This window comes from Brevibacterium sp. FAM 27836, assembly GCF_051351055.1.
Classification (GTDB): domain Bacteria; phylum Actinomycetota; class Actinomycetes; order Actinomycetales; family Brevibacteriaceae; genus Brevibacterium.
On record NZ_CP195712.1, the window covers coordinates 39,986 to 57,076 of the forward strand.

Sequence of the window (17,091 nt, forward strand, 5' to 3'; positions counted from 1 at the left end):
GCCCCTGAAATCGCTGCCGGCAGTCGTCGCGGAGGAAAGGTACCACTAGTGAGCCTGAGTGTTCGAAAGACATCTGGCACTGCCGACGTCGGCGGCGCCGCATCCAAACCCTATCCGCCGTTCGGGACCGACGCGGTCCATGTCTACAACGTGCTGTGGGGGATTCCCGAGTCGATGGGCGGCATGACAACCGCGGCCCTTCGCCGGATACGGAGCTTTCAGACATACGGGAACTCTCTGTCGCAGACCATTCTGACTTTCGACCCGCGGATGGACACCGATGAGATCCGCAATCGGTTGATCTCTCAAGGAAAGATGCGAGACGACGTCGAGCTCGTGAACATCTGGCAGGAGCTGCGACAAAGGACCGAATCTCAGCTGTCGACGCTTGTGGGACAACCGCCGAATGCTCCGCTGCCCGCAGAAGACGGTGAACTCGAGAACATCACCGCCTACTATGACGCTTTCCGCAATCCCGCCACGGGAAAGATCATTCGTCGCAACTATCTCAGGAGCGACGGAAGTCTGCTGCTTGCAGATGTTCAGGACCCGAAATTGGGCCGACGATTCGTCCTGCATTCCGCGAGCGGTGAGCCGATGGCCGAGTGGCGGCGACCACGAGACTTCTATAATGCCTGGATCTCGTCGATTGTCACCGAAGATCCTGCTGTTGTCATCGTCGATGACAAGAAGGTCAGCGAGTTCATCCACGAGATTCCCGACCGTGGCTTCGGACTCATCCTCTTCCTCCACGGGACGCATCTTCGTCATCCGTGGAACGGCAACCATGGACAGATTCTCCCTCGGCGTATGGATACCGTGCGCAATCTCGACCGTTTCGATGCTGTCGGTGTCCAAACCGAACAACAGGCCGAAGCGATCAGAGCCATTGGACTCCCAGACGCCAACCTGAGGCTGCTCACGGGGGAGTTGCCGTCTGGGTCGGTGCTGTCTGAACTGCCGGTCCATCGTGAACCGAACGACGCTGTGATGATCGCCAACCTCCTCCAGCTCAAACGAGTGGACCATTCGATTCGCGCAATCGCGAAGTTGCGGGACCGGGGCATCAGCGTCTCATTGACTGTGCTCGGCGATGGCCCGGAGCGGCAGAATCTGGAACAGCTCGTCGAGGAACTCGACCTCGGTGACAGTGTCAATCTGCCAGGTTATGTGCACGACGTCCCCGACCGCTTGCAGTCCGCGTCATTCTCCATGCTGACAAGTACGAGTGAAGGTCTTCCACTGTCGATCATGGAAGCGATGGGCGCCGGATGCGTTCCCATCGTCTATGACATCACGTACGGGCCGAGGGACCTGATCGATCACGGTCACAATGGCTTCATCACACCGTGGAGCGATGTCGATGCGCTCGCTGACCAGATTGAGCAGTTCTTGTCGTTAGACGCCGCCCAGGTTGAGAGCATGCGGAGGGCGGCGATGAAGACTGTCGAACGCTATCTCCCGGAAGCCGGATACCGGCGGTGGCAGAGAACTCTTGAGAAGCTACGACTTACCCAGCTGCCCGGCACCCAAGACGGTGAGTCTGTTCCACCGATCGAGTCAAGCAGGCTCCGGACGGCGTCGACGCCTCGTGGAAGTCGGCTTGAGGTAGAAGTCGATGAGGTGCATCGGCCGATTGCCAAGGACCTGCAGTTGGTTGTCGCGCGACGCGACCTCAGCACATTCTTCATCTGCAGCGAGCCGGAGATCTCGACCCGACGGTTCGGGCGCCGACTGGCGCTCTCCTTCGAAGTGGACCACGAAAAATTCTCTGAATCTGCCGGTGAGACCTTCGATGTCTACCTGCGACGACCCCACGATCTGTGGACGTCGAAGCGGAGAATCAGCACCCCGAGGAGGTTTCGTCCAGAACGCGTCGGCGCTTGGGAATGGTACCCGACTAAACACGGGAATCTGTCCGTCCGGCCCCGATCATGACTGGGCCGAGCTCAGTGCCTACTCGTCGCTGGACTCGGCGTTGATGCTCTCGGAGTGGAAGCTCTCCAGCTCGACCGTGCGATCGGCGATGAGCTTGGACACCGCCTCGGTGAACAGATCGGTCGAAGTCCCCTTTTCGCCTTCGCCGAAGTAGAACTGCCTCAGTTCGCGTCGAGCCTCTGCCGTGGTGTCCTCTGCGAGCATCTCAGTGAGCATCGTCTCGATGCCTCTGATCGTCGACACGTTGATGACGGGGGTCGCACGACTGATTGGTGCTTCGGCGTTGAGCTTGCAGATGTCGTTTCGACGATCGGTCAGTGCGAGCGGCTTGTCTGGATGCAGATAGAGGAAGTCGAGCCCGACGCTGGAGATATCAGTGATCAGCAGATCGACGGTGTCGAACATGGCGAGGATGTCGCCCTGCATGAGCACTTGGTGCTGCAGAGGCTCATCAGCAATGGATGCGTTCGCAGCTTCAATGAGTGCGAGAATTCGAGCATTCGCCTCGGCCATCACAGGATCGTTTGACGCTTCGACTCTGGGGTGGGGTTTGTAGATCACGCGAGAATTGGGGATCTGAAGAGCGGCCTCGATGATCTGGGGACCGAAGAGGTCGACCGAGGAGTAGTTGTTGGAGTCGTTCTCTCCTTCCCACGTGGGCGCGTACATGATGGTGCACGCCGGTGAGGGATCGAGTTCGAGGGGCCTCTCGATATCCAACTGCGGCCGGCCGATCTTGACCAGCGCGGACTCGTCGAAATCGATGAGAGCTCTGCGGTGCCGCTCGATCGCTGCATCACCTGCGACGAAGACTTTGTCGTAGGATTTGGCCTGGTTCGAGACCATGCTCAGTTTGTCGGATTCACCGTGATTGACGTGCACGTGAACCATCGGGGCGAAGCCCAGTGATTGGAAGTTCGTCATTCCATTGTTCACGTACAGGGCAAGCTTGAAATCGTTGGCGTGATAGAAAGTGTGCAGGGGATCGAAGCGCCGCTTGAACACCATAGGCAAGTGAGTCATCTCCCGTGCCTGCAGAAGGGCTGAACCTTTTCGCAGAACAAGGACGACTCTGTGCTTCTTGTGCAGTTCTTCCAGTACCGGGAGCCACTGCTCGAGCTGGTAGAACTTGGAGCTGCGGTCTCCGAAGTAGACGACCACTTCGCCGGTGACGTAGCTGCCGTCGAACTCGTCTTCGAGGCGGTTCCACCGTTCGGTGCCTCTGATCCACTTGCTTGTTGCCTTCCATGCCGACGATCGCACGGCCCAGAGAGCTGTATTGCGGAGCAGACTCTTCACAGTGTCCCTTTCGAGATGGACTTAGGTTCTTCTGCAGTTCGAGAAGCAGTTCTGCGTCCAATAGTACGGGCAACCAGTTTGACGGATGCTGGACGGACTCAGTCGTACCTTCCAAGACTGACTGGAGCCGCATCCTCGGCTGGTAAGACGTTCCAAATGTCACGATTCGCGGACAAGATCGATCATCTGTCGGTATTATCGCCGACGATGCAAACGCGTGACTACAGGCTGGACAAGGCCAAAGGCATTCTCATCTTCCTTGTGGTGCTTGGGCACCTGCTTGAAGGGGTCTCCGGCTGGGATATGGGATACAGCCGTGGCCTGCTGACAGCAATCTATTCATTCCACATGCCGGCATTCGTCCTTCTGGCGGGTATGACGGCAAAGTCTGATCGACTGGGAGAACGCACTCTTACGTTCGCTGTGCTCGCCGTGGCGACTCAGCCCATCTACCTCTACTGGTCAGAGTTATTCGGAGTCGAGCCCGACCTTGAGATTACCGAACCGTATTGGATCACGTGGTTCCTTCTCGCAATGGTTTGGTGGACGCTTGCGCTACCGCTTGTCGAGCGGTTTCCTACTCCGATGCTGTGCCTTTCCCTTGCTGTCGGAATCTTCGGCGGAATCCTGCCGGCTCTCGACTACGAACTTTCCATCGGCAGGACCATGACCTTCTTCCCGTTCTTTGTGCTCGGGAAGCTCTATGGAATACGGATGTTGAACTGGGCGGCACAATTGAAGGCGTGGGAGAAAGGGGGACTGACTGTCTTGGCAGCATTGACGATAGCGGTTCTCTACCTGAACGACCTCGACAAGAAATGGTTCTACGGTGCGCGGGGATTCGAGTTCCTGGACTCGGCGATTCCCTACGGTGTGGGAGTCAGGGTCTGTATCGCTACCAGCGCGATATTGACGATTGCAGTGTTGTTCGCCTGGTCCGAACATCTGCCAAAATTTCTTGTTGCAACGGGCCAACGTAGCCTGGCGATCTACATCATTCACGGACTCCTCGTTCGGGCATTTGAGGGCAGTCTCAATTTGATGGTCGACAAAACGAGCGGCTCCGTGACGATCGCGCTTTGTATAGTCGTCGCCGCGGCGATCACGCTGTTACTCTCATGGTCGCCGTTGAATCGAGCGATTCGCTGGTTCAGCTCCACCCTTGCGAAACTTATGATCCAAGGCGCGTCGGTCGTTGTGCCTACGGATCGCCAGGGCCGACATTGAGGTGGTGATTGCACAATTGGACCGATTCTCCGCCCCGCGGCAGTCCGCGGCGACAGTCAAGAAGCCGAGGCTGTTAGGCTATTGCCGTTGCGAACGGTTGAACGTGATGAGTCTAGAAGGTGAAGCCCGCAAGGGTAAGGGGAGCGTGTGTCCGAAGAATTAACGATAGTCGACATCACTTGGGAGCGAGTGAATCTGCGCTTCCTCGTCAACTTTTCAGGTGGGGCGGTTGACTCCTTTTACCTCACGTCGAATGCGAATCCCGGCCAGACGTTGCTCCCGGTACAATTCAAACCGGTCGAAGGAGACCGATATGAGCTGACAATCAACGTCACCCAATTCAACCGCCGTGCGCAGGTGCCGAACGGTACGTACTTCCTGGTGGCCCTGCGCCGGGGACGGCTCCACCCCGCGAACTTCCCACTTGCTCGTGTCGGCGAATTGGATGACTGCTCGCGTGCATTCGTCTACAACAAGAACCGATCGGCTTACACTGTCACCTTCGGCGTTTCGGACGACGACAACGCGCCATTCTTCCTGATGCGTACCTATGCTTTCGGCCGATCGGCAGGAAAGCCTTCTTCTCGAGTCGCCAAGATCAAGTCGAAGATGCGCAAGAAGTGGACCAACACGAAGCGCAAAGCACTTCGTGAGGTCTATCAAGTCGCCTCCAGGAGGAGGCCCGCTGCAGGCAACAACATTCTGTTTGCTTCCGAGGCAAGACCCAATATGCAGGGTAACCTCAAGGCGGTTCATGACAGGATGATCGAGCGGGGCCTCGACAAGGAGTTCAACTTCGGATACTCGTTCCGCACCGGTCGGACTAGTTCTCGACAGAACGCCCTCAACCTCGCGTGGCAGATGGGCAAGGCGAACACTATACTGATCGACGACTATTTTGCCGTACTCAAAGACTTGGGCGACCGAAATCAACAGAAGATTATTCAGCTGTGGCACGCCGGAAGCGGTTTCAAGTCGGTTGGATACAGCCGTTTCGGGCAGTATGGATCGCCGAATCTTCGAAATGCGCATCGACTGTATTCATATGCAATCTGTGGATCACAGCATCTGCGGGATGTCTACAGCGAAGCCTTCGGCATCGAACGAGATTCGGTGTTTGCTACCGGACTGCCACGAATCGACGGATTTCTCAGAGAAGGCCGCGCCGAAGAGGTTCGTACCGATTTCGAGACTCAATTTCCGACTACAAGAGGAAAGCGCAAGATCCTCTGGGCACCGACTTTCCGCGGTCGAGGATCGGGCGACGCTCACTACGACTACGACATCATCGACTTCCAGAGACTGTACGCAGCTTGTGGCGACGACACTGTCGTACTTTTCCGCCAACATCATTTCATCCCGGACCCGGCACCTATCCCGCCGGAGTACGGCGACCGTTTGATTGATGTCGAATCGTGCCCGGACACGAATGATCTGCTGCTGATCTCGGACGTGCTGATCACCGACTATTCCTCGGTAATCTATGAGTATTCGTTACTCGAACGTCCGATGATCTTTTTCGCCTATGACCTGGAGAACTATTCAGCGACAAGGGGCATGCACAGAGAATACGAAGAGGCCGCACCCGGAAGCATCGCAACAACCTTCGACGAACTCATTGAGCTCATCCAACGGCCCGCCCTGAGCGTGGAGAAGACAAAGGAGTTCGTACGTGAGAACTTCGACTACGTCGACACCAACAACTCAGACCGCGTCATCGACACGCTTGTGCTCTCGACTCCCGAAGTAGAACCCTCTGTTGGGAGTGAAATCAGCTTCGAAGAGTTGATCGCGCAGGATGAAGCGCACGCACAGGGCGCATCGCAATACGAAGAAGAACCGGCGAACTCCGGTGACGACGAGTCCAACACAGACAACGCCGAAGAAGAAGATGAGGAAGCCGAATGGCAAACATCGCGCTAGTGTTCGCAGGCGGAGTTGGGGCCAGAATGGCCAACAGCTCCAGGCCGAAACAGTTCTTGGAAATCCACGGACGCCCAATCATCGTCCATACCTTGGATGTGTTTCAGCAGCATCCCGATATCGACGCGATCGCTGTCGCCATACTCCCGGAGTTCCGGGAGTATCTTGAACGACTCGTCAAGCGGTATGAGCTGACGAAAGTGCAATGGATCGTGGATGGAGGCTCGACGGGGCAGGAATCGCGCCACAACGCGCTGAAAGTCATTTCGGAAAGCAATGATCCAGACAGCCTCGTACTCGTCCACGATGGCGTCCGCCCGCTGATCGACGCAGATCTGCTGACTCGCAACATCGAGACCGCTTTGGAGTTCGGGTCCGCAGTCACGTGCACGAAGATGACAGAGACAGTTGTCGTCGAAGAAGGCGAGGGAATCAAAGATGTCATCCCGCGCGATCCGTTGTGGACGGCACAAGCCCCTCAGACATTCCGTCTCAAAGATGCTCTATCGAGCTACGATCGTGCAGTAGCTGAAGGCGAACACGACTCGATTGACACCTGCACGCTCATGCACGGCTACGGGTACGACATCCGCAGAGTGGAAGGGCCGCGCACCAATATCAAGATCACGACCGCTTCCGACTACTATATCTGCCGTACCTTCCTGACGCTGATTGAGGATCGGGAGGCATTCGGTGGCGAATGATGTTGTGCTGTTTGACTCGCCGGTATTCCTCGAGGACACCAGAGCCATTGCTCAAATGGACCTGCCCTGGGACAGCTACCGGGGGCAGAACATCCTTGTGACTGGTGCCTCGGGGATGATCCCGATGTACATCGTCGGTGCTCTTCTCGCCGCAAACGACGTACATGATCTCGGGTTGCGTGTGACCGGGACGGTGCGCAATCCCGCAAAAGCGGAAAAGCGGTTCGGAAGTGCTCTCGAGCGAAGTGATTTCACGCTACTCAAGAGCGACGTGATTGATCCGCAAGAGTTTGCGGAACCGTTCGATACTGTCTTCCACGGCGCTTCACCCGCACGACCGTCATTGCACAAGAGCTCTCCTGTCACGACGCTCAAAGCAAATACATTGGGCACATTGAACCTGCTGGATGCTCAGGTGGCCGCCGGCGGTGGGTCGTTCGTCCTGTTGTCCTCCTCAGAGGTATACGGCGCCGTGGATGCAGACCGGCTCATTTCCGAAGAGTCGACGGGTAAGCTCCAACACTTCGCTCCCAGGGCAAGCTATTCGGAAGGCAAACGGGTCGCGGAGACCGCGTTGGCTGCTTACTCGGCAGAGTTCGGTATCAAGGCCCTCAGCCTTCGATTCGGCCACATCTTCGGCCCAGGAATGGCACTTGATGATGGTCGCGTTCAAGCAGACTTTCTGTCCGACGTGGTCAATGGCAGAGACATCAGAATGATGAGCGCCGGTGCCGCGATGCGCACTTACACATATGTCGGTGATGCTGTCGCAGGGCTGTTCTTCGCCCATCTCCTGGGCGAAGAAGCCGTTTATAACGTAGCCGATCCGGATGGGAATGTCACCATTCGAGAGCTTGCACAGATATATGTTAATGCGCGACCGGAGGCTGGACTCAGCCTGGCCTTTGACAATCAGGATGACAGCGGAGCGTTTTCGCCTGTGGCAGCCCTGGGCCTCGCAGCTCATAAGTTGGAAGGGCTGGGCTGGAAACCAACTAACAGTCTTGCCGAGGGGGTTTCAAGAACGATACGTTCATTTGAAGACGGGCCGCTGATTTAGGTCGTACTTATGCTACTTTTCTGCCCATCTGCTGAAATTCAGCTTCCTTCGGCGACGTTTCGCAAGCTACCAGATGACCACGTGTTCTGTAAGTTCGTTTAGGTAGTCCGGTCCACTACTATTATGTAGCGGACCATTGCAGGGAGTTCAGTCGCGGGGCTACCTTCGAACTATTGGCAACATCTTGTCCAGGAGCCGGACGAGGCGCGAAGCTGGTTCCCAGGCAGCAACCATCACGACTTTTGCTCCGTCAACTGTCTGGATTATGGGCAAAGTATCGTGGTCATGGAACAGATATCGCTCTGTCGCCGGGGCGGTAAGCGTCTCCTTCTTGTTTCGGAACGTGCCGTCGGTGCAGTACCAACGAGGTTTGCCGTCTATCCTCACTCGCATTCGCCATCCCACAAAACGCTTGCCCTTCAAGGCAAACCTAGGTGGGTGCAGCTGTTGAAACCCGTCGTTCTTCCACCGTTTGTCGTCGCGCATCTCAAACGCTCCGCTCTTCAACTTGTGAAGGGTCCGGTGAGGATCACTTCCGGGGTCTTTCGTGGAAAAGCTCGCAACGGCGTTTGGGGAACCGCTGTGATAGAAGACGTAGAATTCCTTTTGGCCCTCGCTACCACTAGCTTCTTGCAAGAGTTCAGGGGTCACAAAATCCGTGCAGATCGTATCGATCCCGGAACGGAGAAGAGCATCGGCTAGGGGAGCATCCTTCTCAACCGTGTAGCCAAGAATATAGAGCCCAGCTGCCTTAATCTGTTTGATGATGCTTTGTGTTACAAGACCCCAGCGAAGCGCGAGCGCGCAAATACCGGTATCTAGGCAATAGGTAATTGCACTATCGAGCCGTTCCATCTTCATTCCCAGCAGGTATTGGTAGTGTTGGAACTGGTAGACAGAGTCGATATCTTTGTGCATTTGCGCGGAGTGAACCTGAATGAGCAACCTACTGAGCGCTTCGTCATCGTGTTGGAAATCATTTAGCAGCGACTCAATACGCTTCTTGGCATCCTCGCCGACTACTCGGTGGAAATCGATTTCAAAAGTGAATTGGGGATGGTGTCTGACGATCTCATACAGTTGCCGCCCATCCATGACCGGTTCGCCGGAAACGGTCAAACTCATGACTCTTTCGTAAGTCATCTCAGCGATGTTTTCGAGCTTCTGAGTGTCCGAAGTTGTGATCCGCGGACTCGACGCGATCAATCGCTCGTCGAGGGTGTAAGAGAGGTCGACTTCAAAGTATGTATGTTCATTCTCGAGCGAATGTTCGAAAGCTGCGCGAGAATTGGTGTAAGTTGTATTCCTGAAACCTCCGAGTGCGTGGGCCATGAGCCTGTTCGAAAACATTCTCGACCCGCAGTTTGCGCTATGGCCATCGGAGGATACCCATTGAGCCTCGAGCACGGTGTTGTTGCCGATTGGCATGTTCAACTCGGACATGTCTTGGTTCGGTTGAACGAGTACCTTCTCCATATCCTCGGATGTCTCTTGCCAACCGCTCCTTTGGGTCAGCCACATCCAGGTGTCGGCGACTCTCTTGCGGACATGGAAACCGACCAGCTGACCTTCTTTGTGGGAGAAACCATTGATGACCAGGTTGTCGCTTGGCTCGTCCATAATCGGTTGAAGAGCCACGTACTTTCTACTCCCAGATCCAGAGCTCGAATAGAAGCCTTGGATACCTCTGGCAGCGAACTCTTTCGCATAGTTATGAGAGGTAGCCCCATTCCCCTCGTAGACGATATATCCGGAAGTCGGCCATTTCGACGGCATGTTGTCAGCGTCATGCGATTTTGCTCCGACACTCTCCGGGGCACATCCGAACCCAGGTTCTGCTTCATTCCTGTCGTCTTCGATCGGTCGCAAAATTTCCTCGCGTTTTGAGTCTCAACTAGTGCTGGTCCGGTACAGATGTGTTCATTTCGGGAGCAAATGGACACAGATGTCAATCCGTATAACTCGCCAGTGAGTACGGAGGCGTCGATTGTTTCATACAGAAGTCGTTATCGCAACCTGTGCTTGTTCTGAGTCAGCCGCACAGCGCATGTCGATAGCATCGAACTCCGTCTGTATATTGGTATTATAGATCGACGAGCAGAGAATAGATTATAGACAAAGCTTGTGCTTTATGAATGGTTCGGTATTATGAAAGTTTAGGCGTAAAGTGGTCAGTCATCATGATTTGTTGCAGCGCGCAAGCTGAAATTACCCGGCTCTGTCCTATAGGCCTCTAGCCCTGACGGCAATCGCAACCCGGCAAAATCGATGTTGCTTGCTGGAATTCGATATTCACGCACCGATGTTCCATCGTTCATTCTCGTGAACGTATCGATTGTCTGCGGTGGTACGCGTTCCAAGAGTTCCAAAGGTATCTGGAAGCGCGCCACGATTGTTGACCGACGGCGAAACACTCCCCGCCTGTCGACGCGAAGCGTTCCGGGAACGCGTAAGCGCAAATTACTGTTCCTGCCACGAAAAGACATAAAGGCTTGTGTGGCTTCTATATCCTGTTTCCGGAGTCGGGAATCTGAAGTGAATCGGATGTCGATGGTCGATCGTCCATTCCAGGATGGGCCAGATAAAGGCTCCGCGAGGAGAGCTTCGGTCAGTTCGATGTGATGTGTAGACAGGACAGCACGACGATGTTCGGTCTTGTGTTGCCATATCGCATCGATTGCCTTGGCCCACTGGGCGGCAATGCTCGGCCCCTCAAACTCAGCAGCACGTTCCCGCGCAGCGGTTCGCATCACGCTCAGTTCAGCACGGTCCATCGTCCGCAGTCGCTCCACGTACCGGGCGATCCCGCGGATGTCGCCATAAGGAACCAGATAGCCATCGATTCCATGAGAGATGATCGAACCAGGACCGTACGGGACGTCATAAACAATCGGTATGCAGCCGCATGCCATGCTTTCGACGATTGATAGGCCGAACGCTTCCTGCCTGGTCGGCAGGATGGAGAAGGAGGCGCTTTTGAATTCCTGGTAGACGCTATCGGTGTACCCTGGGAACAATATTTGGTCGCCTATCCCCAGGTCTGCAACCCGTTGCTGTAGTCGATTCAAGTCAGAACCGGTTCCAAATACCGATAAAACCGTTGTATCCTCTGACTCAGCGTTTGCGTTGGCCAATTGGATTGCGCTGATGGCGTGGTCAATATTCTTCTCTTTAACGATTCGACTGACCACAATGCCGGAAGTGATGCGATGTTCGTCGTCTTCGGGAGTTCCTTCTGCCGGGTCGACGATATTACCGATAGTCCAAAAATTGCTTGAATCACCGATTAATTCTGCCGCGGCATCTGCAAGGCTCTGCGATGGGAAGACGTTGGCATCGAATACGTCAGCTCGTTCCAGCGACTCCACGTGTCGTTGCGACAGCACCCCGAACCCGACGTCGTCGACGGATTCTGCGTGATTGCTGTGAAAGTATTTTATTAAAGCACTCTTCGGGGAAATGTATCCGAGTTTGGATATTGAATTTGCAATGACAGGGCTGTCGACAACTATTGCGGAGCGTCCCCTCCCGAGCACTTTCACCAGCAGCCATGCGAACATGTCTGGCATGGTTTGCCAGGTTTTGAGAATTTCTTGATTAGGTCCTAAAAGTGCTATCTTTCGGCGAGACTTCGGGCCCGACTTCTTGACGTCACTGACGAATCTTGTGCCGTCTTCACGTAGGTAGTCGACCGCCTCGATTGTGGAAGTGCCAGGACGGAATCGCTTTATCCGGCGTAACCCACTATCCATCACGCTCACTTCCTCTGAGTCCGTCTGACGTTGACGGAGTGGCTTTTTGCGTTCCCAGTCAGGGAACAGATCCGCTGGTGGTGTACGTACTGCATCCGACAGAATTTCCCACATGTTCGTAACTCGGATTTGCGTTGCCAGTCGTCCAGATTCCCGCAGGCGTTTTTCGATCGCGACCATGCCTGGTTGGAACGTATACGTAAGAAGATCTATTGGCATCTCATAGTGCACTGCGAACGCCTTCGCGCGCCTCAGCATTGCCTGCATTCCTCCGCCAGCTTGGTTGCTAAGGCTCGGCCGAATTAAGTAGTGATGCTCCGGTATGAAATGCACGGTTTCTAAATCATCCATTAGTCCTCGATTTTAGTGACGGAATTAAACGGAGGTTCTGGATTGTGATCAGTGAAAAGATTGTCTGGTCAGCGTTGATTCCGTCCGATTATTGAGCGCAGCTTGCGATAGGAGCGAGCGGCAACCGTTCGACGTTGGGTCCCCTCTGGTAGCAGCCGATCGGTGATTCGGTCCACAGCGTGTGCCATGGTAGGAAGGGCAATCTTGGCATCCGCTGGAGGTGTCCATTTATCTGCCGTTGTTGTTGTGTGTTGGCCGGCCATCGAGGCAATCGCTAGTTCGTCGATCGACAGGTCAGCGGCGAGGAACACTCGGTCAAAGTGGGCATTGTCCAGGCGGCGGCGGTATTCCCGTTGGAAAATCTGCTTGACGGTGTTGTCCTTCTCCACTCGCAGCTGCGTTTTGTCGAAGTCAAGATAATATCCACTTGCGAATTCGTTGTAGGAGTCCAGTTCCTCCGGCAGGATCAGAGGTGGTTCGGTCTCGTAAGAGTAAGTTGATAGCGCATCCCCGAATTGTTTAATTTTTCTCAGGATGGTTTTCTCGATGGGTGCTTTTCGGTCGATTACGAGCACTGTCTGCTCCGAGGGGGACGCCGCTGACTTCAGCAGCGACCTTAGGAAGTTGTCTGCGCGAGGACCAGGGAGCAGTTCACCGGCCCAGAACGCGGCCGTCTGCCGACCGTCACGCGCCGTGCGAGTGGGACGGTCGTTTGCTTCGTCTTTGATCAGGAAGTCGGCCGCTCGCTTCGAAGAAAGCCCGTCTTCGGACGGGCAGAATCGCGCTCGCGCTTTCCTGTAGCTGTCGCCTTGTACGGGATTGGCGATTGCATTGGCGTAAGTGTCGAAGTCCTTCAGTTCCGATGCAGCAGTGGTTACTGCCTCCGCAAGCTGACTGCGGGTCAATGCGACAGCACCGGGCAATTCCTTGGTCTCCAGGTTGATACCGCGATTTTTGGCATAATCGTCGAGGTCATAAAGATAATGCACTACCGGCAGGCCCGTAGGTAAAAAGTCGAAGAAGATGCTCGAGAAATCCGTGACGAGAATGTCGACAACGGTGAGGAGATCATTGGAGCTGATGTCATGCGGAGGAATGATGATGTCGCCTATTTCGTCACCGACTGAGGCATCTTTGATCATGCGGTCCATACGGTGATGTCCCCGATACATGAGTTGAACGTCTAGCTCGGCAAGCGTCCGAAGGTCGGCTATGAGTTGGTCGCTATCGACGACGTCTTTACCGCTTTCAGAGCGCCAAGTAGGCGCGTAAAGCACAACTGGTCTATGGTCACTGGGTGTTTGAGCTGGTTGTAAGCCCAGAGTGTTGCGTATCTCCTCGCGAGTGCCCGGGCTTGGAGATATGGTTCGGTCGACTCGGGGGTAGCCGAGTTCCGCGATAACGGCGTTCGACACTCCTGACATCGAATACGCCGAAATCGTCTTCTCCGTCGTGAACTCGCACGGGGTGAGGACGTGAGTTGCTTTTGTGAAAGTAGCGGTGCTGGCTGGGGCTCCGAACTTTGCCTTCGGCGTGCTTCTACCCAGGGCTTTGTACGGGATGCCGTGCCAAGTATTCATGTATTTCTGGGCCGGACGACGCGTGAAGAATCCCGGGAGATTCGCGTTGCAGACAATATAACCAGCAATGGCGAGGAAATAAGTGTAGGAGCGAGTGTTCTGTCGAGCGAAGACGACGTCAGGGGTATTCCGGTACTGCTCGGGAATCGCTGTCAGAGAGTCGACTGACCATACATGTAGGAATTCGCCGTACTCTGGGTGCGAGCGCAGGTGCTGAAAGATTCCGTATGGGTTGTCTCCCATCCGTGCGCCGGACATCGTTTCATAGAAGATGACCGTCTTATTGACGGGATTGGCGGCGCTATCTCGAATGTACTGATTGCGTACTGATTCGGCCTTCGCATTCTTGCCAAGAGGTTTCGACCAGAAGGCATCCGTCTCTGCTTCATCGACGAGTTTCGCGTCGGGCAATGCCCCGTGAAGAAGAGAATTGTTGCTTGCCATCAGGAGAGATCCTTTCGCCGGTCGAATCCTCCCGAGTATATCTGACTGGTCTTGTGAACCGGCCGAGTCGGGAGGCCGGGTCTGCTGGCCGAACGAGCAGTGTCGAGCGGTAACGGAAACCTATCAATACTCAAGTTTTTCTTGCCAAAATCGCAACTCTTGTGCAGACTGTACGGGTGGTTACGGAAAGCAAAGGTGCTGGCAGCACGCAGACGTCTCTGGTCGCCCGTGTCCGCGACGCCATCAAAAACGCGGGAATCAACCACAGCGAAGTCGCCCGAAGGATCGGGCTCGACGCCAGCAAACTCTCGAAATCCCTGGCCGGAACACGGAAGTTTCGGGTCGAAGAGATCTCACGCATCGCCGAACTCACCGAGGTCAGCACCGATTGGATCACAACCGGGAGAACGGCGGGGCCGCCTCGACGAGGGAGGACCCCAACCGCCCCCGGGAACGTTCACATCGGATCGGCTCCCATCGAAGCATCAACCGATGGCACAGATATCCCGACGGTCCCCGGGCAGACCGACAATGGCCACACACCCGCAGTCGACCCCACTCAGGAATGGATGTCCAAAGGCACACGCAACCGGGTGAGGATCATCGCCGCGGCCTGGGAACTCTACGCCGACCTCGGCATCGACAAAGTCCGCACCGAGGACGTCGCCCGCACAGCGGGCCTGACCACCTCGGCGGTGAACTACCACTTCCGGACGAAAGACCAACTGCTGCAGGCGGCCCTGCGCTACTCCCTGGACATCATCGCCGAAACCCGCCAGCTCAACGACGGCGCCGACCCGCTTGCCGTGCTCCGTCATTTCGCCCGCCTCCACGCCGGAGTCGACGCGAAGATCCGACGGGTGTGGTCGATCTGGCTCCAATGTTGGGCTCGTGCCGTCACCGATGAGAACGCTCGTGCGAACCTCACCGCCGTCTACGGCGAGTGGTTGGACATGATCACCACCGTCATCGACAGCGGACAGCGCTCAGGAGTGATCCGCACCGGCGACACGTCGCTCATGGTCAAGTCGCTGTCGATCTTCATCGACGGACTCGGCGTAGCCCGCAGTACCGAACATATGCCCATCACCGACGATGAGGCCCTGATGATGCTCGAACACTACCTCTCCGCCCATATCCTCACCGACACCGCCTCCGATGGGGCTGCCCGCAACGCCGCAGCCACCGACGACACCCGAAACCCGCAGTCAGAGCGGGTCGCCACGGCCGGCCGACCCGAACCGACGTCCTAGGAAGAAGGCACATGAATACACCGAACCGAAGACAAGCGCTGGGAGCCGGACTCGCTGTGTCCGCGCTCGCCGGACTGAGCGCCTGTGGCGGCGGAACTGTCGGCGCTGCGGATGCCGGCAAGCCCGTCAAAGGCGGCACCCTGAGAGTGGGGATCACCGGCGGCAACTCCGCCGACACCATCGACGCGCACATCCCCGTCAACAACGGCGACGTCTGCCGATCCGTCAACCTCTACAACGCCCTCTACGGCTGGGACGACGACTCCCAGGTCGTGCCGCTGCTGGCCGAGTCGTTCGAGGCCAACGACGACTCCACCGTGTGGACGTGCACACTCAAGGAGGGCATCAAGTTCTCCGACGGCAAGCCGATCACCCCCGAGGATGTCGTCTTCAGCTTCAAGAGGATCACCGATCCGGACGACCCGAAGACCGCGGCGGCGAACTTCACGATGCTCGACAAGGTGGTGCCCACGGGGGAGCGGACGCTGGAGTTCCGCCTGAGCGAACCCAACGGCCTGTTCAATGATGCCGTGGCCGAATACACCGCCGGCATCGTCCCCGTCGACTACGACCCGGAGAACCCGGTGTGCTCCGGGCCGTTCAAACTCAAATCGTTCACCGCCGCCCAATCGACGGTGCTTGTCCCCAACGAGTATTACTTCGACTACGACAAGACGTACCTCGACGAGGTTGAGCTGCTGAACTTCAACGATGACGACGCACTCATCAACGCCCTCCTATCGACCCAGGTCGACGCGATCGCCGGCATCCCGCTGGCCCTCGTCGAAGTCATCGGTGCCGATGAGCGCATGTCCATCCTCAACTCGAAGACCGGCATGTGGCTGCCCTTCACCATGCGGGTGGACAAGAAGCCCTTCGACGATGTCAAGGTCCGACAGGCCTTCCGCCTCGTCGTCGATCGCCCGCAGATGATCGAACAGGTGCTCTCCGGCTACGGAACCATCGGCAACGACATGTTCGGCCCGCTGAGTGAGAACTACCCGAAGTTCCCGCAGCGCAAACGAGACATCGACAAAGCGAAGAAGCTCCTCGCCGAGGCGGGCTATCCCGACGGGCTCGAGGTCGAGCTCGTCACCGCCCCCATCCAATCCGGAGCGGTCGAGGCCGCGCAGGTCTTCGCCCAACAGGCCGCAGACGCCGGCATCACCGTGAAGATCCGCAAGGTCGATGCGACGACCTTCTTCGGCGACGAATACCTCAAATGGGACTTCGCTCAGGACTTCTGGTACACCCGCGACTTCATGCCGCAGGTCATCTCCTGCGCCCTGAGCGAGTCCCCGTTCAATGAAACCCACTGGGACGATGCGAAGTTCAACAAGGTCTTCGACAAAGCCCGCGCCATCCCCGATGCCGGGGAGCGGCGAGACTACGAACACGAACTGCAGAAGATGCTCTACGACGAAGGCGGGTACATCGTGTGGGGCTTCGCCAACCAGGTCGACGCCTTCCAGAAGTACGTGGGAGGACTCGTCCCCAACTCGACGGGACGGCCCCTGAGCGGTTGGAGATTCGACCGCGTGTGGATCGGAGAGGTGTGAC

Annotated in this window: 11 protein-coding genes; 7 read left to right on the forward strand and 4 right to left on the reverse strand. The window is 56.4% G+C overall.

All coding sequences use genetic code 11. The features are described from left to right. Window positions 1–48: 48 nt before the first annotated feature. Complete coding sequence (locus ACSE4D_RS18730) at window positions 49–1,938, forward strand: glycosyltransferase (protein WP_436326031.1); 1,890 nt, start codon at window positions 49–51, stop codon at window positions 1,936–1,938. An 18-nt stretch (window positions 1,939–1,956) separates the two neighbouring features. Here the strand turns inward: ACSE4D_RS18730 and ACSE4D_RS18735 are convergent, their stop codons facing one another. After that, window positions 1,957–3,237: a CDP-glycerol glycerophosphotransferase family protein gene (locus ACSE4D_RS18735; RefSeq protein ID WP_436326032.1), complete on the reverse strand. Its 1,281-nt coding sequence runs from the start codon at window positions 3,235–3,237 to the stop codon at window positions 1,957–1,959. 156 nt (window positions 3,238–3,393) lie between these two features. Between ACSE4D_RS18735 and ACSE4D_RS18740 the strand changes: the two genes are divergently transcribed. The 4 genes from ACSE4D_RS18740 (at window position 3,394) to ACSE4D_RS18755 (ending at window position 8,151) form a co-directional block, all read left to right on the forward strand. Continuing rightward, window positions 3,394–4,464, forward strand: coding sequence for an acyltransferase family protein (locus ACSE4D_RS18740; RefSeq protein WP_436326033.1), 1,071 nt, complete (start codon window positions 3,394–3,396; stop codon window positions 4,462–4,464). A gap of 189 nt (window positions 4,465–4,653) precedes the next feature. Continuing rightward, window positions 4,654–6,387 (forward strand): CDP-glycerol glycerophosphotransferase family protein, encoded by a 1,734-nt coding sequence (locus tag ACSE4D_RS18745; protein WP_436326034.1) that lies wholly within the window; start codon window positions 4,654–4,656, stop codon window positions 6,385–6,387. After that, window positions 6,369–7,091 carry an IspD/TarI family cytidylyltransferase gene (locus ACSE4D_RS18750; protein WP_425120149.1) on the forward strand — a complete coding sequence of 241 codons (723 nt, stop codon included), beginning with the start codon at window positions 6,369–6,371 and terminating at the stop codon, window positions 7,089–7,091. The genes ACSE4D_RS18745 and ACSE4D_RS18750 overlap by 19 nt, the downstream gene beginning before the upstream one ends. Next, window positions 7,081–8,151 (forward strand): NAD-dependent epimerase/dehydratase family protein, encoded by a 1,071-nt coding sequence (locus ACSE4D_RS18755; RefSeq protein ID WP_425120150.1) that lies wholly within the window; start codon window positions 7,081–7,083, stop codon window positions 8,149–8,151. The genes ACSE4D_RS18750 and ACSE4D_RS18755 overlap by 11 nt, the downstream gene beginning before the upstream one ends. Window positions 8,152–8,310: 159 nt before the next feature. On the opposite strand, the gene ACSE4D_RS18760 is transcribed toward ACSE4D_RS18755, so the two are convergent. From ACSE4D_RS18760 to ACSE4D_RS18770, 3 genes are all read right to left on the reverse strand, one after another. After that, window positions 8,311–9,789 (reverse strand): glycerophosphodiester phosphodiesterase family protein, encoded by a 1,479-nt coding sequence (locus ACSE4D_RS18760; RefSeq protein WP_425120151.1) that lies wholly within the window; start codon window positions 9,787–9,789, stop codon window positions 8,311–8,313. A gap of 533 nt (window positions 9,790–10,322) precedes the next feature. After that, complete coding sequence (locus tag ACSE4D_RS18765) at window positions 10,323–12,254, reverse strand: glycosyltransferase (protein WP_436326035.1); 1,932 nt, start codon at window positions 12,252–12,254, stop codon at window positions 10,323–10,325. 68 nt (window positions 12,255–12,322) lie between these two features. Further along, window positions 12,323–14,278: a CDP-glycerol glycerophosphotransferase family protein gene (locus ACSE4D_RS18770; protein WP_425120153.1), complete on the reverse strand. Its 1,956-nt coding sequence runs from the start codon at window positions 14,276–14,278 to the stop codon at window positions 12,323–12,325. Window positions 14,279–14,454: 176 nt separating this feature from the next. Here ACSE4D_RS18770 and ACSE4D_RS18775 point away from each other — a divergent pair, with 176 nt between their 5' ends. Continuing rightward, window positions 14,455–15,531 (forward strand): TetR family transcriptional regulator C-terminal domain-containing protein, encoded by a 1,077-nt coding sequence (locus ACSE4D_RS18775; protein ID WP_425120154.1) that lies wholly within the window; start codon window positions 14,455–14,457, stop codon window positions 15,529–15,531. Between the two features lie 11 nt (window positions 15,532–15,542). After that, window positions 15,543–17,090 carry an ABC transporter substrate-binding protein gene (locus ACSE4D_RS18780; RefSeq protein ID WP_135540437.1) on the forward strand — a complete coding sequence of 516 codons (1,548 nt, stop codon included), beginning with the start codon at window positions 15,543–15,545 and terminating at the stop codon, window positions 17,088–17,090. The last annotated feature ends 1 nt before the right edge of the window (window position 17,091 follow it).

What these genes read in the sequence shown, in the direction of transcription:
- ACSE4D_RS18750 (WP_425120149.1), top strand. Translation starts at nt 6,369, where the DNA reads ATGGCAAACATCGCGCTAGTGTTCGCAGGCGGAGTTGGGGCCAGAATG.
- ACSE4D_RS18765 (WP_436326035.1), bottom strand. Translation starts at nt 12,254, where the DNA reads ATGGATGATTTAGAAACCGTGCATTTCATACCGGAGCATCACTACTTA.
- ACSE4D_RS18780 (WP_135540437.1), top strand. Translation starts at nt 15,543, where the DNA reads ATGAATACACCGAACCGAAGACAAGCGCTGGGAGCCGGACTCGCTGTG.
- ACSE4D_RS18770 (WP_425120153.1), bottom strand. Translation starts at nt 14,278, where the DNA reads ATGGCAAGCAACAATTCTCTTCTTCACGGGGCATTGCCCGACGCGAAA.
- ACSE4D_RS18740 (WP_436326033.1), top strand. Translation starts at nt 3,394, where the DNA reads ATGTCACGATTCGCGGACAAGATCGATCATCTGTCGGTATTATCGCCG.